We start from the raw sequence: 23,632 nt of genomic DNA on the forward strand, positions 1-23,632 counted from the left end.
GAGCATTCCTACTGAAGGGTAGTTGAATGTTGATTTCTGGTCTTTGACTAGAAAGAAAATCGTTCTTTAAAAATTTGGGTATGTGATAGAAGTGACTAATTGATTACTTTCACTGGTAATTAATTTGGTCAAGGTAAAATTTGTAGTTCTCAATTGCAAATTTTCGGCGAATGTCTACTTCACGTTATAGACAATAACCAGATTGCTTGGGGTTATATGGTCAAGTGAAGAAGCGCATACGGTGGATGCCTTGGCAGTCAGAGGCGATGAAAGACGTGATAGCCTGCGAAAAGCTTCGGGGAGGTGGCAAATAACCTTTGATCCGGAGATGTCTGAATGGGGGAACCCAGCCATCATAAGATGGTTATCTTGCACTGAATACATAGGTGTAAGAGGCGAACCAGGGGAACTGAAACATCTAAGTACCCTGAGGAATAGAAATCAACCGAGATTCCCTTAGTAGTGGCGAGCGAACGGGGACTAGCCCTTAAGTTGATTAGAGATTAGCGGAACGCTCTGGAAAGTGCGGCCATAGTGGGTGATAGCCCTGTACGCGAAAATCTCTTTTCAATGAAATCGAGTAGGACGGAGCACGAGAAACTTTGTCTGAATATGGGGGGACCATCCTCCAAGGCTAAATACTACTGACTGACCGATAGTGAACTAGTACCGTGAGGGAAAGGCGAAAAGAACCCCGGAGAGGGGAGTGAAATAGATCCTGAAACCGTATGCGTACAAGCAGTGGGAGCAGACTTTGTTCTGTGACTGCGTACCTTTTGTATAATGGGTCAGCGACTTATTTTCAGTGGCAAGCTTAACCGAATAGGGGAGGCGTAGCGAAAGCGAGTCTTAATAGGGCGTTTAGTCGCTGGGAATAGACCCGAAACCGGGCGATCTATCCATGGGCAGGTTGAAGGTTGGGTAACACTAACTGGAGGACCGAACCGACTACCGTTGAAAAGTTAGCGGATGACCTGTGGATCGGAGTGAAAGGCTAATCAAGCTCGGAGATAGCTGGTTCTCCTCGAAAGCTATTTAGGTAGCGCCTCGTGTATCACTGCTGGGGGTAGAGCACTGTTTCGGCTAGGGGGTCATCCCGACTTACCAAACCGATGCAAACTCCGAATACCAGCAAGTGTCAGCACGGGAGACACACGGCGGGTGCTAACGTCCGTCGTGAAAAGGGAAACAACCCAGACCGTCAGCTAAGGTCCCAAAGTTATGGTTAAGTGGGAAACGATGTGGGAAGGCTTAGACAGCTAGGAGGTTGGCTTAGAAGCAGCCACCCTTTAAAGAAAGCGTAATAGCTCACTAGTCGAGTCGGCCTGCGCGGAAGATGTAACGGGGCTCAAACCATACACCGAAGCTACGGGTTCATCCTTTGGATGAGCGGTAGAGGAGCGTTCTGTAAGCCTGTGAAGGTGAGTTGAGAAGCTTGCTGGAGGTATCAGAAGTGCGAATGCTGACATGAGTAACGACAATGCGAGTGAAAAACTCGCACGCCGAAAGACCAAGGTTTCCTGCGCAACGTTAATCGACGCAGGGTGAGTCGGCCCCTAAGGTGAGGCAGAAATGCGTAATCGATGGGAAACGGGTTAATATTCCCGTACTTCTAATTACTGCGATGGAGGGACGGAGAAGGCTAGGCCAGCACGGCGTTGGTTGTCCGTGTTTAAGGTGGTAGGCTGGAATCTTAGGTAAATCCGGGATTCTAAGGCCGAGAACTGATGACGAGTTGTCTTTTAGACGATGAAGTGGTTGATGCCATGCTTCCAGGAAAAGCTTCTAAGCTTCAGGTAATTAGAAACCGTACCCCAAACCGACACAGGTGGTTAGGTAGAGAATACCAAGGCGCTTGAGAGAACTCGGGTGAAGGAACTAGGCAAAATGGCACCGTAACTTCGGGAGAAGGTGCGCCGGTGAGTGTGAAGGGTTTACCCCGTAAGCACATGCCGGTCGAAGATACCAGGCCGCTGCGACTGTTTATTAAAAACACAGCACTCTGCAAACACGAAAGTGGACGTATAGGGTGTGACGCCTGCCCGGTGCCGGAAGGTTAATTGATGGGGTTAGCTAACGCGAAGCTCTTGATCGAAGCCCCGGTAAACGGCGGCCGTAACTATAACGGTCCTAAGGTAGCGAAATTCCTTGTCGGGTAAGTTCCGACCTGCACGAATGGCGTAACGATGGCGGCGCTGTCTCCACCCGAGACTCAGTGAAATTGAAATCGCTGTGAAGATGCAGTGTATCCGCGGCTAGACGGAAAGACCCCGTGAACCTTTACTATAGCTTTGCACTGGACTTTGAGTTTACTTGTGTAGGATAGGTGGGAGGCTTTGAAGCGTGGACGCCAGTTCGCGTGGAGCCAACCTTGAAATACCACCCTGGTAACCTTGAGGTTCTAACTCTGGTCCGTTATCCGGATCGAGGACAGTGTATGGTGGGTAGTTTGACTGGGGCGGTCTCCTCCTAAAGAGTAACGGAGGAGTACGAAGGTGCGCTCAGACCGGTCGGAAATCGGTCGTAGAGTATAAAGGCAAAAGCGCGCTTGACTGCGAGACAGACACGTCGAGCAGGTACGAAAGTAGGTCTTAGTGATCCGGTGGTTCTGTATGGAAGGGCCATCGCTCAACGGATAAAAGGTACTCCGGGGATAACAGGCTGATACCGCCCAAGAGTTCATATCGACGGCGGTGTTTGGCACCTCGATGTCGGCTCATCACATCCTGGGGCTGAAGCCGGTCCCAAGGGTATGGCTGTTCGCCATTTAAAGTGGTACGCGAGCTGGGTTTAGAACGTCGTGAGACAGTTCGGTCCCTATCTGCCGTGGACGTTTGAGATTTGAGAGGGGCTGCTCCTAGTACGAGAGGACCGGAGTGGACGAACCTCTGGTGTTCCGGTTGTCACGCCAGTGGCATTGCCGGGTAGCTATGTTCGGAAAAGATAACCGCTGAAAGCATCTAAGCGGGAAACTTGCCTTAAGATGAGATCTCACTGGAACCTTGAGTTCCCTAAAGGGCCGTCGAAGACTACGACGTTGATAGGTGGGGTGTGTAAGCGCTGTGAGGCGTTGAGCTAACCCATACTAATTGCCCGTGAGGCTTGACCATATAACACCCAAACAATTTGCTGTTTGTGTGTCATGACAGAAGTTGATGAAACCGAAAGTTTGCACGACTACAAACATCACATACCCGATTCGAAGCAGCGTCCTAGACGAGGCTTCAAACAAATTGCTTGACGACCATAGAGCATTGGAACCACCTGATCCCATCCCGAACTCAGTAGTGAAACGATGCATCGCCGATGGTAGTGTGGGGTTTCCCCATGTGAGAGTAGGTCATCGTCAAGCGCCTATACCGAAACCCCAGATCATGTAAATGGTCTGGGGTTTCTCTTTGCGCTGAAGAAAAGTTCGGAGGGGCGGCAGCGCACAGCGTGCCCGCCTATGCTTAACGGCCTAGGTGTTAGTAGCGACACAGCCGGTGGATGGATAAAGCGTCATCCACCCTACGTGGCAGCAGTCGCCGCGACCCGCATGGTGCGCACCAAACCGCGCGCAGGCCCAAATCTCACGCATTAAAAAGCCACCTGACGGTGGCTTTTTAATTACCACGGCTAGTCGCCGCGATACTCGCAGCCACTGGTACAGGTTTCGTGGATGCGTATGCGCGATAGCTCGGGCAATAAAGGCTTTAGCTCCTGCCAAATCCACTTCGCTAGAACTTCACTGGTCGGGTTCTCAAGACCAGGAATATCATTGAGATAGTTGTGGTCAAGCTGCTCATATAGCGGCTTGAATATGGCTTTAATCTCAGAGAAATCACGAATCCAGCCGGTATACGGATCAACCTCGCCCTCGATATAAACCGCAACCTTAAAGGAGTGCCCATGTAGGCGCCCACACTTATGGCCATCAGGTACGTGAGGAAGGCGGTGCGCCGCTTCAAACATGAATTCTTTGAACAATTCCACTGGTTTACTCTCTGCAAGACATCTCTACAAACGTATTGAGCGGCGCAGTGTTGCGTGCCGCGTAACTGCGTTCATATTAACAGTTTGGATGATCTCACGGGGTATGCAGCTGGCAATCGGCGCATAGCTGGGCAGTGAGCGATTAATCAAACGCTATGATTAATCGCTGGGCACTGGATCGTCTGGATCTATTGCTGCGCTACTCAAATAGGTTGCCGCTAGCGGGTAGCGGCGGGGCGAGGATTACTCCTCGCGATTGGTGTTTACACGCGGAACTGTCCCAGTAAGGCGCTAAGTTGCGTTGCGAGTTGACCTACATGCTCACTGGCTTTATTCGATTGTTGCGCCGCAGTTGCATTCTCATGAGCGAGGCCAGCCGCTTGCGTGACGTTCTGATTGATATCGTCAACGACATGCGACTGCTCTAGAGTCGCACTGGCAATCGAGGCGTTCAGCCCAGTGATGTTTTTTAATGAGTGGGCGATCTGATCCAGGCTCACTCCTGCCAAGTTAGCTTGTTCAATTGTGAGTTGAGAAGCTTGGCTGCTTTCATTGATGACCTTCACTGCAGCTTGCGAGTTGCTTTGCAAGCGCTCGGTCATGGTTTGAATTTCAGCGGTGGACTTCTGTGTGCGCTGGGCCAGTAAGCGTACTTCATCAGCAACAACGGCAAAGCCACGACCTTGTTCGCCCGCTCGGGCAGCCTCAATCGCCGCGTTGAGCGCGAGTAGATTGGTTTGCTCGGCGATTGAGCGAATCACTTCAAGTACGCTGCCGATCTGTGTGCTTTCTTCTGCAAGGGTGTTCATCACTGTAACTGCATTGTCGATCATTGCCGACAGCTGTTCGATTTGCTGCAGGCTTGACTGGATGTTGCTCTGGCCTTGTGAGGCTTGTTGCTCGGCTGAGAGAACTTCGGACGATGCATGTTCGGCGTTTTTAGCCACGTCCTGAACAGCGTAAGTGACCTGGTTAATCGCGGTAGCCACTAATTCCATTTGCTGGGATTGCTGTTGGCTATGGTTGTGGGCGTCTGTTGCCACGTGGTCTAGCGATTGCGCGGCCTGAGTCAGCTCTGATGCTGAATCAAGGGATTGCTTGATAACTTGGCGTAGCTTGTTGGTAAATGCATTGAAGTGCTGCGCCAGGGCGGTTAGCTCGTCATTGCCGTGTGTGTCCAAGCTGCGCGTCAGATCACCTTCACCGCTGGCGATATTGGCCATGGCGCTGACGGCCTGATTCAGCGGTTTGGAAATGCTGCGGGCAATGAGAGTGACGACGAAAGTCATCAGTAGCATCAAAGTCAGGCCGATTATCAGAACGCGTGTAGCCTGCGCTGCAAACTCACTCTGCAGATCATCGACATACACACCTGAACCAATAATTAAGCCCCAGGGCTCGAACAACTGCACGTAGGAAATCTTTGGCACAGGCTCACTTGCACCGGGCTTGGGCCAGCGGTAATCGACCTGACCTGCACCTTTGGCTTTAGCAATACTGACCATTTCATTGAACAATGCTTTGCCGTCAGGGTCTTTGAAGGTCGAGAGGTTCTGACCTTCAAGTTTTGGGTTGGTGGGGTGCATGATCATGGTTGGAGTTAGATCATTGACCCAGAAGTATTCGCTTGAGTCGTAACGCAAGCCGCGGATTATTTCCAAAGCCTGTTCTTGCGCATCTTCATGCTTAAGCGTGCCTGCGGTTTCGAGCGCGTAGAAGTACTTGAGGACACCGGTCGCACTTTGGACCAGATGCTGGGTTTTTTCAGCTTTGCCCGCATACAAATCACTATGAATTTGCTTGAGCAATACGCCGCCCAAGGTCAGGAGCATGACGATTGCGACAACAAGTATCAGCCATAGGCGACGGCTGATTGGTAGGCTACGTAAGCTATTCATAGGGAAACACCTGATTGTTATTATTGGAGCCGGGCTGACTTTTTGGGCATTTTCGTATGCCATCTATGCAGATTTACGCCGAAACAGACTGAGTAAACATCAAGTAACCGGCTATAAATTGCTAATTCTCTGTTAGCATTTCGGCCCGAAACGCAGAAACCTGAGGGCTCACGGATAATTTGTCTGTGGAGATGGGCTCGTGTTGCGCAAGTCCAATTCAATAGCACCAGAAATGCTTCAATAATTTAATTTTGTGCGGTAAGTAAATCCGCGCACATTGGGAGATCGGATGGACGTGTGGTTGGCCATACAGGCATTGATATTGGGCGTTGTTGAAGGCATTACCGAGTTCTTACCCGTGTCCAGTACCGGACACCAGATCATTGTTGCAGACCTGATTGGTTTCGGCGGTGAGCGGGCAATGGCTTTCAATATCATTATCCAGCTTGGCGCTATCCTTGCCGTGGTCTGGGAATACCGGCAGAAAATTCTCGATGTAGTGGTAGGCCTGCCCAAGGAACCTCAGGCTCAACTCTTTACTCGCAACTTATTAATCGCTTTTTTTCCGGCGGTTATTCTTGGTGTGTGCTTTGCCGACTTGATCCATGAATACCTGTTTAACCCGATCACGGTCGCGTCAGCGTTGGTTGTCGGTGGTGTGATCATGCTCTGGGCAGAGCGTCGCAAGCATACTGTTCATGCTGAAACAGTCGATGATATGACGTGGAAAGATGCACTCAAGATTGGCTTCGCTCAGTGTTTGGCGATGATTCCCGGTACATCACGTTCAGGGGCGACGATCATTGGCGGCCTGTTGTTTGGGCTCTCTCGCAAGGCGGCTACTGAGTTTTCGTTCTTTCTGGCAATGCCGACCATGGTCGGTGCTGCAGTTTACTCGGGCTACAAGTATCGGGACTTGTTCCAGCCGGCTGATCTACCAGTGTTTGCAATTGGTTTTGTCACTTCGTTTATTTTCGCGATGATTGCGGTACGTGCATTGCTCAAGTTCATTGGTAATCACAGCTATGCAGTATTTGCGTGGTATCGGATTGGCTTCGGGTTGCTGATTTTGGCAACTTGGCAGTTGCATCTGATTGATTGGAGCACCGCTCAAGGCTAGTTGTCGTCGCCCACTCGGGTCTTAATGCAAATAGATCAATCGGCTGCTCAGATCATGCAGTGGCTCGGTTAGTGAGTCGTTTCGATGAGCACTGGAAGGTTATCCCATTCAGCAAACGGCACCACCCAAGAGGTGGTGCAGCGCTATCATCTCGCGTGGAAAGCTAGCGACCTTGATGCGGTGATGGCTCTGTATCACCCGCAAATCGAGTACAACGACTTCTTTCAGAACCGGGTATTTCACTTCAAACAGTTGCGTGAGTATGTACGCAGCTCAATGCCACTCGAGCCGCAGGAAGTGCTTGAGCATACTGATCGCATCCGCTTTGATGAAGATACTGCATTTATTCAATATCGGATTACGTTATGCGGTGGCTCTGGGCTGGTGTCGTTTCGCTCCAGTGAGGCCATTACTGTTCGCGACGGGTTGATCTGGAGGATCAATGAATACGCGTCGCTGATACATGAGCAACATGCCGATAACAGTAAGCCCGATAGTCGTCGTCCAGCCACGAGCCGACTTGGTTTGTCGGCGCGGCAATTAGGGATTCTGGCACTTGATCTGCAAGAGTACTTTGCCAGTGCGCAACCTTATCTGGACCCTGGTTTAAACCTGCAACAGGTTGCTGTCGAAACCGGGTATAGCCGTAATCAGATCTCTTATCTGTTGAATCAAGTACTGGGCCAAAGCTTTTACCGTTATGTGAATCACCAACGGCTTAAGCACCTATTGCTATCAATCGATCATTCACCGCGGTCAGCCAAAATTGACGACCTGGTGTTTGCGGCCGGATTCAACTCGCTCTCAGCCTTCTATACATGCTTTCGTTTGCACCTCGGTATTACGCCCAAGGCATACCTCAAATTGCCTGGCCAAGAGCAAAGTGCACTGCGAGCTCGCGTGCAAGAGAGCGCTTAACACTCTTCACCTCAGCCTGAAGCATTGCCCAGACTGCCCACCACTTCAGTATTCTTGTAGGCTTTGGATTTGGCATGGGATTACGGTCTAATCATGGAAGTACGCGGCTCAATCAAAAGCTGGAATGATGACAAGGGTTTTGGTTTTATCCGGCCAGAGCAGGGCGGCCAAGAAGTATTCGCACATATCTCAGCAATGCGTGGCGACCGCCGACCCGTTGCGGGTGACCAAGTGATGTTCATCGCCGGTAAAGATGACAAGGGGCGTTTACGCGCAGAGCACCTGCGGCTTGCCGGTGAGCTTTCAATTGATCAACCCAAGATTCGCCGTAAACCGCCTGTTCCAGCTGCACAGCGGCAAAAAAATGTGGTCAGGGAGCGCAAAGCTTCCAGCAAGCAACCACGGCGCAAACTCTCTGCACCTATTCAACACCTGGGGCTCAAAACGCTGATCTTCGCCGGGTTATCTGTATTGCCGTTACTTGGCAGTTTACAGCTGCTATTTAGCGCAGGGATTATCTGGGTGTTGCTGGCTTATCTGGTTATGAGTTTAGTCAGCTTTGTCCAGTACTGGAGTGATAAAGCCAAAGCCATGCGTGGCGCGTGGCGAACACCAGAAACTACGCTGCACTTGTTCGAGTTACTGGGTGGCTGGCCTGGTGCATTGGTCGCACAGCAATGTTTTCGGCATAAAACCCGGAAGGGCTCTTACCAGTCAGTTTTCTGGTTAATCATTATTGCCCACCAGCTGTTTTGGTTGGATTGGTGTGTGCTGGATGGTGAGTACTTCGGCGATTTTATCCGTGCCTATGCACCACGCTCATGGGGCTAATCCGCAAGCCAATCTGCTTGCGCTTTGAAAGTTTGCCGACCACCAACTGGTGTGAGCGGGTGATTAGCTCGCGCAGTTCGTTATCGCTAACCGGTAATGGGTCGCAAGGCATGCTGATCCAGCCTGCACGTGCTAGATAAGGTGCTGGACGGATTCCGGGGCGGTCGACAAAGCCGAGAAACAAGTCGTTATCAACCTTGAACGCCAGGTTGTCCCCGAGGAAGTTGATAATCGCGAACATCTTGTTTTCCGCGATCGAGAACACCTGGTTTTCGCCCCACTTGAAGTCAGTGCGGGCGCCCGGTAATTGCAGACAAAATGCAGCAATCTGTTCGCGTGTCATCTGTTTGTTCCCGTATCTGAACCCGCTTTAAGCGCTTGAGCGCTTCTCTAAACGCAACAACACCATGGTCATTAGCATTCCAGTCAGCGCCAGGCAGGCGGCAACCATAAAGATTGAGCCAAAGCCAAAATAGCCGGCAATGGCGCCCATCAGCGGGCCGGCGATACCCAGCGATAAGTCAAAGAATACTGCGTAAGCACCAAGCGCTGAACTGCGACTCGCTGCAGGAATACGTGAGATGACTTCAACCCCAAGCGCCGGATACACCAGCGATAAACCAAAGCCGGTGAGGGCGGCGCCACATAAGGTGATCCATGGGGTTGCCGCGAGCCAGATCAGCAGTAAGCCAATGCATTCGATTAGTAAACATACGGTTGCAACACGATAACCACCGCGTTTTTTGATCGTGCTGGAAAACAACAAGCGGGCAACAATAAATGCGCAGCCAAATGCACTCAGGCAATAAGCTGCGTTGCTCCAGCCACGACTGTCGTAATAAAGGGTGATAAAGGTCGCGATAGTGCCGAAGCCAATTGAGCCGAGAGCCAAAGCCACACCATTTGGCGCAACTTTCATAAATACCCGGCTAAATGCCAAGCGTGTGCCCTGAATAATAGGAGAGGGGATTTTGATTCGTGCCAGCAAAAAGGCTCCGGCGGCTAATACCATGGTCAGGCTGCCGATGCTCCAAAGGCCGATATTGGACACCATCATCACGCCTATTGGCGCCCCTAATGCGACTCCACCATAGGAGGCGATGCCGTTCCATGAGATCACGCGCGCCGTGTTTTCCGGGCCAACCCTGCCAATGCCCCAACTGATTGAGCCGGTACCGACCAAGCCTTGGGATACGCCGAGAATGACCCTGCCGACTAGCAGCAATATCAAGCTGGCCAACGGGAATGCAATTAAGTAGGTGGCGAGCAGAGTGACAGCCCCACTCACTGAGCAGCCAATCAGGCCATACAGTACGCCCTGTTTGGCGCCTAGGCGGTCGGCAATAGAGCCGGACATGGGCCGGGTTAGCAGGGTTGAAAAATACTGTGTGCCAATCACCACGCCAGCCAGTACTGAGCTATAGCCAAGGTCGTACAAGACGTAACCGGGAAGCACCGCAAGCGGCAGGCCTATGCACAAAAAACTGATAAAGGTAAAAAAGACAATGGTCAGAATCTGCAGGGTTGAGTTATCTGCTGGCGTTTGCGCGGTCGTCATTTAGCGGCCTATGTCGGCAATGGCGGCGGAAGGTCTCGGTGATTGCTCATCATACAACTGAAAACAAAGCGTGCTAACGAATATTTCAAGGTTTAGTGCGTATTGCGGTGGAGCTGGGCGTTGAAGCGATCGGCATCGCACAACCTATGGCACAGGTGTAATGTGCCCCATGTTATACGCAAACCAACCTGCCTTTTGTTATGGAGCAATACCCATGTCGCTGTCCATGTATCAAGCAAGTGTTCCGGTTTTTGTCCGTATGTTGAGCAATCTCGACGCTATTCTCGATAAGGCGTTGGTGCACGCTGAAGCTGAAGGTTTCGATCCGTCTGTATTGGTTAGTGCGCGACTTGCGCCAGATATGTTCGACATGGCGCGTCAAATTCAAATCGCCACCGATGCGGCGAAAGGCTGCGTCGCACGGCTGGCTGGAGTTGATGTACCCAGTTATGCCGACACTGAAACAAGCTTTGCGCAGCTGAAACAGCGCATTGCCAAAACGGCAGCTTTTGTTGAGTCATTCAACGCTGAACAGATCGATGGCAGCGAAGACAAAATCATCAACATCAAGCTGCCTTCGCGTGAGCTAAGTTTCAGCGGGCAGATGTTTCTGCTGCATTTCGCACTGCCAAACTTCTACTTTCACATCAGCACCTGCTACGCGATCTTGCGCCACAATGGGGTGAAGATTGGCAAGATGGACTACCTCGGCGCGGTCTGAAGTTAGTCAGCAAGCCAGTAGGGCAACCAGTCGTTTACTGGCTTGCTGCCAATATGATGAGGGCGTAGTGAATCCATTAAAGGCGCAATTGCTTGAGGCGATTGAGACGTTGCCGGGCATAGAGGTTGTGGTCTGGCGCGAGCGGTCTGACGGTTTTACAACGCTTAACTATCGGGGCAAGGAGATTGCTCATTTCCATCACGACAATGAGCTTGATCTCGCTCTGGGAAAAGAGTTGATCAAGCAGCAAGGCTTGAACTACCCGAAAGACTCGATCAAGCACCCAAAACGCTCAGCCTCATCTGCCTATATCGAACTGCGTTACAACAGCTCTAGCCAAGTGGATGAGGTGGTTCGTCTGCTAAAGCTGGCAATCACTCAACACACTCAGTAACCGCTGCCTGAGTAAGGCCGGCAGCGGGCGCTTATTAATCGCGGCGATGGACTGATTGGCCGGCAGCGAAGGTTTCTTTCACGGCGCGATCATCACCGAGAATGGTCAAGGCAAATAGCTTTTCTTCCAGCGTTTTTGCTTGCTGAATGCGGTAATCAATCAGTGGTGTGGATTTGTAGTCGAGGACGATAAAGTCGGCGTCTTTACCGCTTTCGAAGTTACCGATCTTGTCATCCAGATACAGTGCGTTGGCGCTGCCAAGCGTTGCCAGATACAAGGACTTGAATGGGTCAAGCTTGATGCCCTGTAGCTGCATGATTTTGTAGGCTTCACTCAGCGATTGCAGTTGTGAGAAGCTAGTGCCGCCACCAACGTCGGTGCCCAGGCCGACGCGTACGCCGTGGTGTTCAAGTTTCTTCAGGTCAAACAAGCCGCTACCGAGAAATAGGTTCGAGGTCGGGCAGAAGGCAACGGCCGAACCTGTTTCACTCAAACGTTTGCACTCATCGTCACACAGGTGCACACCGTGGGCGAAGACTGAGCGTGCGCCGATTAGTTTGTAGTGATCGTAGACATCCAGATAACCCTTGCGTTCTGGGAACAGAGCTTTGACCCAGTCGATTTCCTTGAGATTTTCCGACAGGTGGGTGTGCATGTATAGATCGGGAAACTCGTGGTACAGCTTACCTGCAAGTTCAAGCTGCTCTGGTGTGCTGGTCGGTGCGAAACGTGGTGTGACTGCATAATGCAGGCGGCCTTTGCCGTGCCAGCGTTGAATCAGCTCCTTGCTATCGGCATAGCCAGATTCAGCTGTGTCGGTCAGGTAGTCGGGTGCGTTACGGTCCATCAGCACCTTGCCTGCGATCATGCGCAGGTTCAGCGCTTCGCTGGCTTCGAAGAATGCATCAACCGACTGCTTGTGTACGCTAGCGAAAACCAGTGCGGTGGTGGTGCCGTTGCGCAGTAACTCCTTGAGGAATATGCCGGCGACATCAGCTGCATGGGCTTTATCTTCAAACTGGCGTTCGGTTGGAAAGGTGTATGTATTGAGCCAGTCAAGCAGCTGTTCGCCGTATGAGGCGATCATGCCTGTTTGTGGATAGTGAATATGGGTGTCGATAAATCCTGGGGTGATCAATGCATCGCGGTATTCGGTGATCTCGATGCCGTTAAGCGAGCCGAGCAAATCAGCTGCATGGCCGACCTTGACTACGCGGCCGTCTGCAACGACCAGAATACCGTCCTCAAAGTACTCATAAGATTGCTCAGTGCCTACCACGGAGGGGTCGGCAAGGCAGTGTAATATGGCGGCGCGGTAAGCTTTTGCTGGGCTGGACATAATATTCTCGGCAGTCTGTTAGTCAGCCGCTACCCGCCGGAATCACAGGCAGATAGCGTTGGAGTTAAGTGTGTTTCAAGCGTGATTACGGCGTGAGGCTGGTAATAGTTGAGCAATCGGCCCGGCGGATTTACTGTGCTTTTGCTCGCCAAAATGTGCGTTGTAGGTGGCGATGATTTCGCCGGCAATCGAAACCGCGATTTCGACGGGTAACTTACCTTTGACTTCGCCTAAGCCCATTGGGCAGCGCATGCGCTGAACGACTTCAGGGCTAAGGCCGCGATCACGCAAGCGGTGTTCAAACTTGGCACGCTTGGTTTTTGAGCCGATCAGGCCGTAATAGGCAAAGTCATCCCGCTTAAGAATTGCAGCGCTCAGCTCAAGGTCGAGTTGATGGTTGTGGGTCATGACGATGTAATAACTACCGGCTGGCATGTTATCGACTTCATCGACGACTTCATCATTGACGATTTTCTCTGCACCGGCAGGGATATGCTCTGGAAACTCCGCTTCACGTGAGTCGATCCAGCGTACTTTGCACGGTAAGCTGGCCAGCAATGGGACCAGTGCGCGCCCCACATGGCCGGCGCCAAACACAGCGATTTGCGCCTGCGGCTGGCCCATCGGCTCAAACAGCAATACCGTCGCGCCTCCGCAACATTGGCCCAAGCTTGCGCCTAGGTTGAAACGTTCGAGGCGAGTGCTCTGAGTGCCGCTTTCGAGCATCTCGCGGGCCATCTCCATCGCTTTGTATTCAAGGTGCCCGCCACCGATGGTTTGGTAAATGCGTTCAGCGGTGACCACCATTTTCGAGCCAGAGTTGCGCGGAGTAGAACCGCGCTCATCAATGATGGTGACCAGTACGCAAGGCAGACCTTGCTCTTGTAGTTCGGCGAGGGTGCTGATCCAACTCATTTTCTCAGCCTCCAGCTGTGCAAAGGTTTGGCAGGGCGTGACAAACACCAGCTAGCAACGCGTGGTTGCGGATCTGCGGCGGTTGTTGGCTCCAGCAGAAACAACGGCGGCAACGTTTGTGTTGGCGCTTTGCTTGTTTCAGTTAAATTTTCGCTGGTTATTGTCATTGTTGTTCACCATTGAGAAAACATCTAATCAAGCTGAACGGCACGCTGGCGCGCCGTTCAGTAAGCACGCTTAGACGGGTTCCACAGCTTCACGAGCAACGGATATAGCGGGTTGCAAACTCTGCTTCATCTGTTCAACACCCCAAAGCACGCGCTCAGGTGTTGCAGGCGCGTCGATATCTGGCTGCTGGCGATAGTCAGCCAAGCTGGCGACGGCATCTTTAATCGCGCACCAGACGGCAATACCCAGCATGAAGGGTGGCTCACCGACGGCTTTTGAGTGGAATACCGTGTCCTCTGGGTTTTTCCGGTTCTCGACCAGTTTTACCCGTAGATCCAGCGGCATGTCGGCGATGGCTGGAATCTTGTAACTCGCCGGACCATTGGTCATCAGCTTGCCTTTGCCATTCCAAACCAACTCTTCCATGGTCAACCAGCCCATGCCCTGAACGAAGGCACCCTCAACCTGGCCAATGTCGATTGCCGGGTTTAGCGAAGCGCCGACATCGTGAAGAATGTCGCTACGGAGCATTTTGTATTCACCGGTCAGGGTGTCGACTATTACTTCGGAGCACGCAGCACCGTAAGCAAAATAGTAGAACGGACGGCCTGCAGCTTTATTACGATCGTAGAAGATCTTCGGCGTGCGGTAGAAGCCGGTACTGGACAGTGAAACCTGAGCAAAGTAGGCCTGCTGGATCACTTGATCAAAGGCAATGAACTGATCGCGCACCCGTACTTGGCCGTTGCGGAATTCGATGTCTTCTGCGCTGACTTTATGCTCGTGCCCCAAGAAATCGACCAAACGCTGCTTGATGGTTTCAGCTGCATTTTGTGCAGCTTTACCATTAAGATCCGCGCCGCTGGATGCCGCAGTCGGCGAAGTGTTGGGCACCTTGTCGGTATTGGTCGCGGTAATCTGGATGCGTGAAATATCGACCTGAAAAACCTCAGCCACAACTTGCGCGACTTTGGTATTGAGGCCTTGGCCCATCTCTGTGCCGCCATGATTGAGATGGATGCTGCCGTCGGTATAGATATGCACCAGTGCGCCTGCCTGGTTGAGGAAGCTGGCGGTAAAGCTGATACCGAATTTCACTGGCGTCAGCGCCAAGCCTTTCTTCAACACTGGGCTTTTGGCATTGAAAGCTCGAATTTCTTCACGGCGCTTGCTGTAGTCGCTACTGGCTTCGAGCTCGCTGGTCATCTCGGCCAGCAAGTTGTGCTCTACCGTTTGGTAGTAGTGGGTAACGTTGCGATCTTCTTTGCCGTAATAGTTGAGCTTGCGCACTTCAAGTGGGTCTTTGCCCAGCGCGCGGGCAATATGATCCATCACTTGCTCGATAGCGACCATCCCTTGTGGGCCACCGAAACCACGGTAGGCGGTGTTTGAGGCGGTGTTGGTCTTGCAACGGTGGCCGTTAATGGTCGCGTTGCCGAGGAAGTAGGCGTTGTCTGAATGGAACATCGCCCGGTCAACGATAGAGCCCGACAAATCAGGTGAGTAGCCACAGTTACCGGCCAGCTCAAGCTGGATGCCGTGCAGCAAGCCGTCGTCGTCGTAACCAACGTCGTATTCGACATAGAACGGGTGGCGCTTGCCGGTCATCTGCATGTCTTCAACACGCGGCAGGCGCATTTTGGTTGGCCGGCCCGTGAGGTGAGCAACCACGGCGCATAAACATGCGGGGCCCGCTGCCTGGGTTTCCTTGCCGCCAAAACCACCGCCCATGCGGCGCATGTCGATGACGATCTTGTGCATCGCCACGCCCAGTACTTCAGCTACCAGTTTTTGTACTTCGGTGGCGTTCTGCGTTGAGGTGTAGACAATCATCCCACCGTCCTCAGTAGGCATTACTGAGGAGATCTGGGTTTCCAGGTAAAAGTGTTCTTGCCCACCGATATGCAGGCTACCTTGCAAGCGGTGCGGCGCAGTCGCCAAGGCGCCAGCAGAGTCGCCAATCTTGTGCTGATGGCTGTCGAGCACAAAGTGCTTCTTACGCAGCGCATCGACCACATCAAGCACTGGCTCAAGGTCTTCATATTCAATAACCGCCGCCATTGCTGCCTTGCGTGCGGTTTCCAGGCTGTCCGCGGCAACTGCCAGCACTACTTGGCCAACGAATTCAACTTTGCCGTCGGCGAGTAATGGGTCACCTGGAGCCACTGCGCCGATATCCAGCTGGCCGGGCACGTCTTTGCTGGTGATGGCAATGGCAACGCCGGGAATTTCGTAGCACGGCGCTGTATCGATTTTAATAATGCGCGCGTGTGCGCGGTCGCTCATGCGTGCGTAGATATGCAGCTGGTTGGGAAACTCCAAACGGTCATCGACGTAGGTGGCTTCGCCTGAAACGTGTTTGGCTGCGCTTTCGTGTTTGACGCTGCGGCCAACACCGGTAGTGAGGTCGGCACGGAACAGTTCAGCCAGTTCTGCCTGAGTTTTTTGAATGATGTGATTAGACATATGCAGTCACCCGTGTCTCAACTTCTGGAGCTTGCATTTCAAGGAAGAACTTACGCAGCAGATTTTGTGCGATAAGCAGGCGGTATTCTTTACTGGCGCGGAAATCGCTAAGTGGCGTGAAGTCTTCAGCAAGGGCTGTGCAGGCTTGTTCTATAACGCCTGGATACCACGCGGCGCCGTTGAGTACCGCTTCACAGGCGGCGGCACGTTTTGGGATCGCTGCCATACCGCCGAAGGCGATGCGCGCACTTTGCACCACGCCGTCTGCTACTTCGATATTGAAGGCTGCGCAGACCGCAGAAATATCATCGTCCAAACGCTTCGACACTTTATAGGCACGGAATGCTCGATTGGCTTGTCCCCGAGGCACGATGATCTTCTCGATAAACTCGGCTTCCTGACGAGCCGTAACCTTGTAATCAATAAAGTAGTCTTCGAGCGGTAGCGTGCGCGACTCATTGCCTTTGCGCAGCACAATCTGTGCGCCAAGGGCAATCAACAGCGGCGGGGCGTCGCCAATCGGCGAGGCATTACCGATGTTGCCGCCAAGCGTGCCCTGATTACGGATTTGCAACGAGGCAAAACGGTGCAGTAACTCACCGAAGTCCGGGTAGTCCTTGGCGAGTGCCGAGTAACAATCGCTTAACGCAGTCGCAGCGCCAATCTCAATTGTTTCAGCGTTGACCTCAATGCGTTTCATCGACTCGATGTGGCCGACGTAGATCATCACTGGCAGTTCACGGTGGAACTGGGTGACTTCAAGCGCCAAGTCAGTGCCGCCTGCAAGCAAGCGCGCTTGCGGGTTGGCGGCGTAGATATCGGCTAGATCCGCCACGGTCAGCGGCAACAGGCAGCGTTTGTCACCACTGTTGAGTTCGGCGGTTTCAAGCGGGGCGATGCTTTTCAGCAAGGCAATGGTTTGCGCTTCGGCAGTGTCGAACTGGTCTGGCTGTTTCTGGCAGCAGGCTTGTTCCGCCGCGTCGATAATAGGGCGGTAGCCGGTGCAGCGACACAGATTGCCGGCAAGTGCTTCGAGGGTTTCAGCCTTGTTGTAGCCGTTGCTGTTCTTTTGCAGGGCAAATAACGACATGACAAAACCCGGGGTACAGAAGCCGCATTGCGAGCCGTGGCAATCAACCATAGCCTGCTGCACGCTGTGCAGTTGGCCCTGATGCTTTAGGTCTTCAACGCTGATGAGTTGCTTACCGTGCAGCGAAGAAACAAAGGTCAGGCACGAGTTGAGTGTGCGATAGCGAATGCGTTCGCGACCTTCATTTATCTCAAGTTCGCCAACCACTACGGTGCAGGCACCGCAGTCTCCAGAGGCACAACCTTCTTTGGTACCGGGTTTGCCAAGGTGCTCACGCAAGTAATTGAGCACAGTGACGTTGGGGTCGAGTTGCTGCTCAGTGCGCAGCTCCCGGTTAAGTAAAAACTGGATCAAGGAAGACCTCCAGGCATTTTATTGTTGTCTTTGAGCTGCTGATTTCTGGTTTAAGGCTGGCTGAGGAGAAGTCAGCAGTGCTCCAGGCGACTCGCTTTTAACTAAATCTAGTGATTTCTGACTTTTGGGTCAACTAATATTTGACTCTTTAGTCAGCCTGTTTTCATACCGCGAGGTTATGAGTAAATCAGGCGTCGATAAATGTTCGAGAAATACTGCTGGATTTGTGCCAAACAGGATATTGCTCCGCAGGGGCGTGGGTTACTGAGTTGCAGCCGTACGTACTTGCCTCAACCCCGTAATTGCTACACGAACCGTCACTGCGGGTAGTTGGATTGGTGCGTGCAAGGCGACGCCGTTCAACTTGTATCTGCGCAAGCTGTGAGTCGGCGTCTGGCGCGGTAATACCCTGTGTTACACTTTGGCGCCTGCGAATGAGTTTCAGCACTATAAGCCAGTGGCATGTAACGACTTGGTGCAACCTCTTGGTAGTTGCGCTCAAACAGTCGTGAGTAACAGGCGCCTGTCGAATATTTGTTGCAAGCACCCTTTAGGTTTTAAGGAAAACCATGACCTTCAAGGCCCCGGATAGCCTCGCTGAGCAGATTGCGCAGCATTTGTCAGAACGTATTATTCGCGGCGAATTGCAGGCGGGTGAACGGATTCAAGAGCAGAAAGTTACCCAGTTGCTTAATGTCAGCCGAGGGGCAGTGCGTGAAGCGTTACTGATACTCGAGCGCCGCCACCTGATTATCATCCAGCCGCGACGCGGTGCTCAGGTTACCGAACTCACTGCGCATAACGTCAAAAGTCTGTATGCGCTGGTAGTTGAACTTTACGGTTTATTGGCTTGCACAGTTGCACGCGGTTGGCGCGATCAAGCCGATCTGGCGCCGTTCCTTGCCATCCAAAAGCGCCTGTCCGTTAATTACCAGCAAGGTGATATCAACGCCTTCGTAGATAACAGCTTCGACATCATGCGCGCGGCCTATGGGTTTTCCAACAATTCTTACCTGCAAGACATCGTGGAAAACCTACTGCCAGCGATCAGCCGCACCTATCAATTGGCCTTTGAGCTGCGGCGCAGTGAAATGGGGCAGTTTATCGATACTTTTACTAGGCTGTTGCAAGCGATCATCGAACGTGATGAAGATCAGGCACGCGAAGTGCTAAAAAGTTACTGCGCACATAATTCTAAACTGGTGCTGGCAGCATTAGCTGAACGCTAGGGAACGCTTTGCATGCGGCTGAAGTCGATCAAACTCGCAGGTTTCAAATCATTCGTTGACCCGACCACGGTGAACTTTCCGAGCAATATGGCGGCGGTTGTCGGGCCGAACGGCTGTGGCAAGTCGAATATTATCGACGCCGTTCGTTGGGTTATGGGCGAAAGTTCGGCGAAAAACCTTCGTGGCGAGTCGATGACCGATGTCATCTTCAACGGCTCGAACACACGCAAACCCGTGACACAGGCCTCGATCGAGCTGATTTTCGATAACTCCGACTCCACTCTCGTCGGTGAGTACGCGGGCTATGCTGAAATTTCGATTCGTCGCCGCGTAACTCGCGATAGCCAAAATACCTACTTTCTCAACGGTACAAAGTGCCGGCGGCGCGACATTACCGACATCTTTCTTGGCACGGGTCTGGGGCCGCGTAGCTATTCGATTATCGAGCAGGGCATGATCTCCAAGTTGATCGAGGCCAAGCCCGAGGACTTGCGCAACTTTATCGAAGAAGCTGCGGGTATTTCTAAATACAAGGAACGCCGTCGTGAGACGGAGAACCGGATTCGTCGCACCCATGAAAACCTTGCGCGTCTGACTGACTTGCGCGAAGAGCTGGAGCGTCAGTTGGAGCGCCTGCACCGTCAGGCCCAAGCTGCTGAGAAGTATCAGGAATACAAAGCTGAAGAACGCCAACTCAAGGCACAACTCACGGCCCTGCGCTGGCAAGCCCTGAATGAACAGGTGGGGCAGCGCGAGTCGATTATCCGTGATCAGGAAGTTGGCTTTGAGGCGCTGGTCGCAGAGCAGCGCAATGCGGATGCCAGTATTGAGCGCTTACGTGATGGCCATCATGAATTGTCTGAACAGTTCAATCTGGTGCAAGGGCGGTTTTATTCGGTGGGCGGTGATATTGCCCGTGTCGAGCAAAGTATCCAACATGGTCAGCAGCGCGTACGCCAGTTGCAGGATGATCTCAACGAAGCGGAGCGCTCACGTCAGGAAACTGAGTCGCATTTAGGGCATGACAGCACCTTGGCGGCGACCCTTGGCGAGGAGCTGGCGCAACTTGAGCCTGAGCAGGAACTGACCGCTGCTGCGGCTGAAGAGTCAGCGGCAGCGCTTGAACTGGCTGAAACCGCAATGCACGGCTGGCAAGAGCAGTGGGAAGTGTTCAATCAGCGCTCCTCTGAACCGCGCCGCGAAGCGGAGGTGCAACAGTCACGCATTCAGCAGTTGGAGCAGAGTCTTGAGCGTTTAGCTGAGCGTCAGCGCCGCCTTGGCGATGAACTAGAACAACTGGCAGCTGACCCTGAAGACGCGGCCATGCTTGAGCTGGGCGAACAAGTTGCAGTCAGCGAACTAAGCATTGAAGAGCTTCAGGCCGCCGAGGCTCAGCAGGGCGAACGCTTGCAGGTGCTGCGTGGCGAGCTGACGCAAGCTGGCCAAGCGCAACAACAGGCTCAGGGCGAACTGCAACGCTTGCAAGGTCGCCTGGCCTCGCTGGAGGCTTTACAGCAGGCAGCCTTAGAACCGGGGCAGGGCGCCGCTGAATGGCTAGGTGAGCAACAGTTGCTTAATCGCCCGCGCCTGGCTGAAGGGTTGCGGGTTGAAAGTGGCTGGGAACTGGCGGTCGAAACTGTACTCGGTGCCGATCTACAAGCGGTGCTGCTGGATGATGGCGTTAATCTGGAGCAACTGGATTTTTCAGGTTTTGAACAAGGTGATCTGCGCCTGCTAAGCCCGGCTGTAAATGGCCAGAGGGTTGCTGGCAGCCTGCTCGACAAGGTTGAGTCGGCTTTTGACTTAGAGCCATGGTTGGGCAGCGTTCGTCCGGTTGCGGACCTTGATCAAGCGCTGGCGTTGCGCGGCAGCCTTGGCAGTGGTGAAAGCCTGATCAGTCGTGACGGCTATTGGGTCGGCAAACACTTCTTGCGTGTGCGGCGTGCCAGCGAAGCCGAAAGTGGCGTGCTGGCGCGCGGGCAGGAGCTTGAGCGGCTTGGTCTCGAATGTGTTGAGCGTGAAGCGGCGCTGGGCTTACTTGAAGAGCAATTGCTTGATCTTGCTGAAAAACAGACTGAACATGAAGAACTGCGTGAGCAGCAGCGGCGCCAGTTGCAAGATCAGTCGCGGCATTTAGGTGAGCTCAAGGCGCAGCTGTCAGCGACTCAGGCCAAGGCTGAGCAGTTGTTGTTACGGCGTCAGCGGCTCGACAGCGAATTAACCGAGCTGTCTGGCCAGCGCCAGCTTGAGCAGGAGCAACTGGGTGAATCGCGCCTACAATTGCAAGAGGCGCTGGATACGATGGCGCAGGACAACGAGCAGCGCGAAGCGTTGCTCGCCAGTCGCGATCAGTTGCGTGAGCAGCTTGATCGAGTTCGCCAGGATGCGCGTCAGCACAAAGACCACGCCCACCAATTAGCCGTGCGTTTGGGTTCACTGCGCGCGCAATATGACTCTACGCGACAGGCGCTGGAACGCTTGCAGCTGCAGTCTCAGCGCCTGCATGAGCGGCGTGAGCAACTCAACCTCAACCTCGAAGAAGGCGCTGCGCCACTCGAAGAGTTACGGATCAAACTCGAAGAGTTGCTCGACCGTCGTATGGGGGTCGAGGATGAGTTGAAGTTGGCGCGCCTGACGCTTGAGGATGCTGACCGGCAGTTGCGCGATGCTGAAAAGCGTCGGACTCAGGCCGAGCAGCAGTCTCAGCTTTTACGCGGTCAGCTTGAGCAGCAGCGTATGGAGTGGCAATCGCTGACAGTGCGGCGCAAAGCCCTGCAGGACCAACTGAGCGAAGATAATTATGATCTGCATGGTGTCTTAGCAACGCTGCCGAGCGAGTCCAGTGAGAAATCATGGGAAGAAGAACTGGAGCGCATGGCTGCGCGGATTCAGCGTCTTGGACCGATTAACCTCGCCGCGATTGATGAGTATCAGCAGCAATCCGAGCGCAAGCGCTATTTGGATGCCCAGGATGCAGATTTGGTCGAAGCGCTGGAAACCCTGGAAAACGTAATTCGCAAGATTGACCGCGAAACGCGCAATCGCTTCAAGGAAACATTCGACCAGATAAATGGCGGTTTACAGGCGCTATTTCCAAAGGTTTTTGGTGGCGGCACAGCTTATTTGGAACTCACGGGCGAAGATCTACTCGATACTGGTGTAACAATCATGGCGAGGCCGCCTGGCAAGAAGAACAGTACGATTCATTTGCTCTCCGGTGGTGAGAAAGCATTGACTGCACTAGCGCTGGTTTTTGCAATCTTTCAGCTTAATCCTGCACCGTTTTGCATGCTTGATGAGGTAGATGCACCGTTGGATGATGCCAACGTTGGACGCTATGCGCGCTTGGTCAAAGAGATGTCCGAAAAAGTGCAATTCATTTACATCACTCATAACAAGATCGCCATGGAAATGGCTGATCAGCTGATGGGGGTGACGATGCATGAGCCGGGCTGTTCGCGTTTGGTTACGGTGGATGTCGAAGAGGCGTTGGCGATGGTGGATGCCTAGACATATCGGTGGGCTTAGAGGTTGGTGTTTGCGGGTGGGTTGATCAAGTTTTGAGCAAAATGTTACAGGTAGCTTGATATAAGGTGTTTTTTTCACCTTTTCATCGTTTTAGCCTACTGTTGTAGTGTGTTTTCAAACTCACCGGCAGTGTAAAGTTACCTTTCGTCGTGCTAGCTTAACGCCCACTTTTGTTACACGTGGAATATGCCAATAACAACATCGAGTTGGTGCCACGTTTTTGAGTTATCGGAGCAGAGATTGAATGCTTCCGTTGTGTATATTAATTGTCATTAGGGGTTAAGGTATTTCATGGAATTCGGTCTACGCGAGTGGCTGATCGTTATCGGCATTATTGTAATTACTGGCATCTTGTTTGATGGCTGGCGCCGGATGCGTGGCGGTAAAGGTAAGCTGAAGTTCAAGCTTGATCGGAACCTGTCCAACTTGCCGGATGAAGATAGCGATCCTGAGTTGCTGAGTCCCCCGCGTGTAATTGATAAACAGCATCAAGAGCCTTCGTTGGATGAGCATGACTTGCCGTCTATGAGTGCGCGTGAGTCGAGCCGTCGGCGCAGTAATGAGCCGCAGCAAGGTGACTTGAACCTGGATGTGGACGAGCCGGTGCCGACGCTGCTCAATCCTGTTGACGAGGACCCCAAGTCTGGTGGGGCGACAAAGGCCGCCAGTAAGGATCAAGCGCCTGTTGATGAGGTTTTGGTCATCAACGTGATTGCTCGTGATGCCAATGGTTTTAAAGGCCCGGCATTGCTGCAAAATATTCTGGAAAGCGGTTTGCGTTTCGGTGAGATGGATATTTTCCACCGCCATGAAAGCATGGCCGGTAATGGCGAAGTGTTGTTCTCCATGGCCAATGCGCTCAAACCAGGCACTTTCGATCTTGATGACATCGAAGGCTTCAGTACTCGCGCTGTGAGTTTCTTCCTGGGCCTGCCGGGGCCGCGTCATCCTAAGCAAGCTTTTGATGTAATGGTGGCAGCTGCGCGTAAACTTGCCCATGAGCTTAACGGTGAACTCAAAGATGATCAGCGCAGTGTGATGACCGCGCAAACTATCGAGCATTATCGTCAGCGTATCGTCGAGTTTGAGCGTCGTCAGCTGACCAACAAGCGTTAAGCGCAACTTACA

The 23,632-nt window shown here is 52.8% G+C and carries 16 protein-coding genes and 2 rRNA genes; 10 read left to right on the forward strand and 8 right to left on the reverse strand.

Translation table 11 applies throughout. The annotated features are described in order from the left end of the window. Positions 1-218: 218 nt before the first annotated feature. Positions 219-3,110 (forward strand): 23S ribosomal RNA (locus B9K09_RS09665). Between the two features lie 126 nt (positions 3,111-3,236). Beyond that, a 5S ribosomal RNA gene (gene rrf / locus B9K09_RS09670) occupies positions 3,237-3,352 on the forward strand. A gap of 266 nt (positions 3,353-3,618) precedes the next feature. Here rrf and queD read toward each other — a convergent pair. Together queD and B9K09_RS09680 are read right to left on the reverse strand one after the other, a co-directional pair. Further along, a complete protein-coding gene (gene queD, locus B9K09_RS09675; protein ID WP_087516607.1) occupies positions 3,619-3,975 on the reverse strand; it encodes a 6-carboxytetrahydropterin synthase QueD in 357 nt (118 codons plus the stop codon). 263 nt (positions 3,976-4,238) lie between these two features. Beyond that, positions 4,239-5,873, reverse strand: coding sequence for a methyl-accepting chemotaxis protein (locus B9K09_RS09680; RefSeq protein WP_087516608.1), 1,635 nt, complete (start codon positions 5,871-5,873; stop codon positions 4,239-4,241). A gap of 289 nt (positions 5,874-6,162) precedes the next feature. On the opposite strand from B9K09_RS09680, the gene B9K09_RS09685 reads away from it, so the two are divergent. The 3 genes from B9K09_RS09685 to B9K09_RS09695 all read left to right on the forward strand — a co-directional run bounded on the left by B9K09_RS09685 (position 6,163) and on the right by B9K09_RS09695 (position 8,742). Next, on the forward strand, positions 6,163-6,993 hold the full coding sequence (locus tag B9K09_RS09685; RefSeq protein ID WP_087516609.1) for an undecaprenyl-diphosphate phosphatase: 831 nt from the start codon (positions 6,163-6,165) through the stop codon (positions 6,991-6,993). A gap of 84 nt (positions 6,994-7,077) precedes the next feature. After that, positions 7,078-7,911 (forward strand): AraC family transcriptional regulator, encoded by an 834-nt coding sequence (locus B9K09_RS09690; protein WP_087516610.1) that lies wholly within the window; start codon positions 7,078-7,080, stop codon positions 7,909-7,911. A gap of 93 nt (positions 7,912-8,004) precedes the next feature. Next, positions 8,005-8,742, forward strand: a complete 738-nt coding sequence (locus B9K09_RS09695) for a DUF1294 domain-containing protein (RefSeq protein ID WP_087516611.1) — start codon at positions 8,005-8,007, stop codon at positions 8,740-8,742. Here B9K09_RS09695 and B9K09_RS09700 read toward each other — a convergent pair. Both B9K09_RS09700 and B9K09_RS09705 read right to left on the reverse strand, forming a co-directional pair. Continuing rightward, a complete protein-coding gene (locus tag B9K09_RS09700; protein WP_087516612.1) occupies positions 8,708-9,085 on the reverse strand; it encodes an MmcQ/YjbR family DNA-binding protein in 378 nt (125 codons plus the stop codon). The genes B9K09_RS09695 and B9K09_RS09700 overlap by 35 nt on opposite strands. Positions 9,086-9,112: 27 nt before the next feature. Next, complete coding sequence (locus B9K09_RS09705) at positions 9,113-10,300, reverse strand: MFS transporter (RefSeq protein ID WP_087516613.1); 1,188 nt, start codon at positions 10,298-10,300, stop codon at positions 9,113-9,115. 214 nt (positions 10,301-10,514) lie between these two features. Between B9K09_RS09705 and B9K09_RS09710 the strand changes: the two genes are divergently transcribed. After that, positions 10,515-11,021 (forward strand): DUF1993 family protein, encoded by a 507-nt coding sequence (locus B9K09_RS09710; protein WP_087516614.1) that lies wholly within the window; start codon positions 10,515-10,517, stop codon positions 11,019-11,021. Between the two features lie 67 nt (positions 11,022-11,088). Next, positions 11,089-11,415: a luciferase family protein gene (locus B9K09_RS09715; protein WP_087516615.1), complete on the forward strand. Its 327-nt coding sequence runs from the start codon at positions 11,089-11,091 to the stop codon at positions 11,413-11,415. A gap of 34 nt (positions 11,416-11,449) precedes the next feature. On the opposite strand, the gene guaD is transcribed toward B9K09_RS09715, so the two are convergent. From guaD to xdhA, 4 genes are all read right to left on the reverse strand, one after another. Beyond that, complete coding sequence (gene guaD, locus B9K09_RS09720; protein WP_087516616.1) at positions 11,450-12,754, reverse strand: guanine deaminase; 1,305 nt, start codon at positions 12,752-12,754, stop codon at positions 11,450-11,452. Between the two features lie 75 nt (positions 12,755-12,829). Continuing rightward, a complete protein-coding gene (gene xdhC / locus B9K09_RS09725; RefSeq protein WP_087516617.1) occupies positions 12,830-13,669 on the reverse strand; it encodes a xanthine dehydrogenase accessory protein XdhC in 840 nt (279 codons plus the stop codon). 237 nt (positions 13,670-13,906) lie between these two features. After that, positions 13,907-16,303 (reverse strand): xanthine dehydrogenase molybdopterin binding subunit, encoded by a 2,397-nt coding sequence (xdhB, locus tag B9K09_RS09735; RefSeq protein ID WP_087516619.1) that lies wholly within the window; start codon positions 16,301-16,303, stop codon positions 13,907-13,909. Then, positions 16,296-17,747, reverse strand: coding sequence for a xanthine dehydrogenase small subunit (gene xdhA, locus B9K09_RS09740; RefSeq protein ID WP_087516620.1), 1,452 nt, complete (start codon positions 17,745-17,747; stop codon positions 16,296-16,298). The genes xdhB and xdhA overlap by 8 nt, the downstream gene beginning before the upstream one ends. A gap of 569 nt (positions 17,748-18,316) precedes the next feature. Here xdhA and B9K09_RS09745 point away from each other — a divergent pair. From B9K09_RS09745 to zipA, 3 genes are all read left to right on the forward strand, one after another. Next, entirely contained in the window at positions 18,317-18,976 is a 660-nt protein-coding gene (locus B9K09_RS09745) for a GntR family transcriptional regulator (RefSeq protein ID WP_087516621.1), read from the forward strand. A 12-nt stretch (positions 18,977-18,988) separates the two neighbouring features. Next, positions 18,989-22,486, forward strand: a complete 3,498-nt coding sequence (gene smc, locus B9K09_RS09750) for a chromosome segregation protein SMC (protein ID WP_087516622.1) — start codon at positions 18,989-18,991, stop codon at positions 22,484-22,486. A gap of 309 nt (positions 22,487-22,795) precedes the next feature. Further along, a complete protein-coding gene (gene zipA / locus B9K09_RS09755) occupies positions 22,796-23,620 on the forward strand; it encodes a cell division protein ZipA (protein ID WP_087516623.1) in 825 nt (274 codons plus the stop codon). Positions 23,621-23,632 lie beyond the last annotated feature (12 nt).

The organism is Pseudomonas sp. M30-35 (assembly GCF_002163625.1).
In the GTDB taxonomy this organism is placed as follows: Bacteria; Pseudomonadota; Gammaproteobacteria; order Pseudomonadales; family Pseudomonadaceae; genus Aquipseudomonas.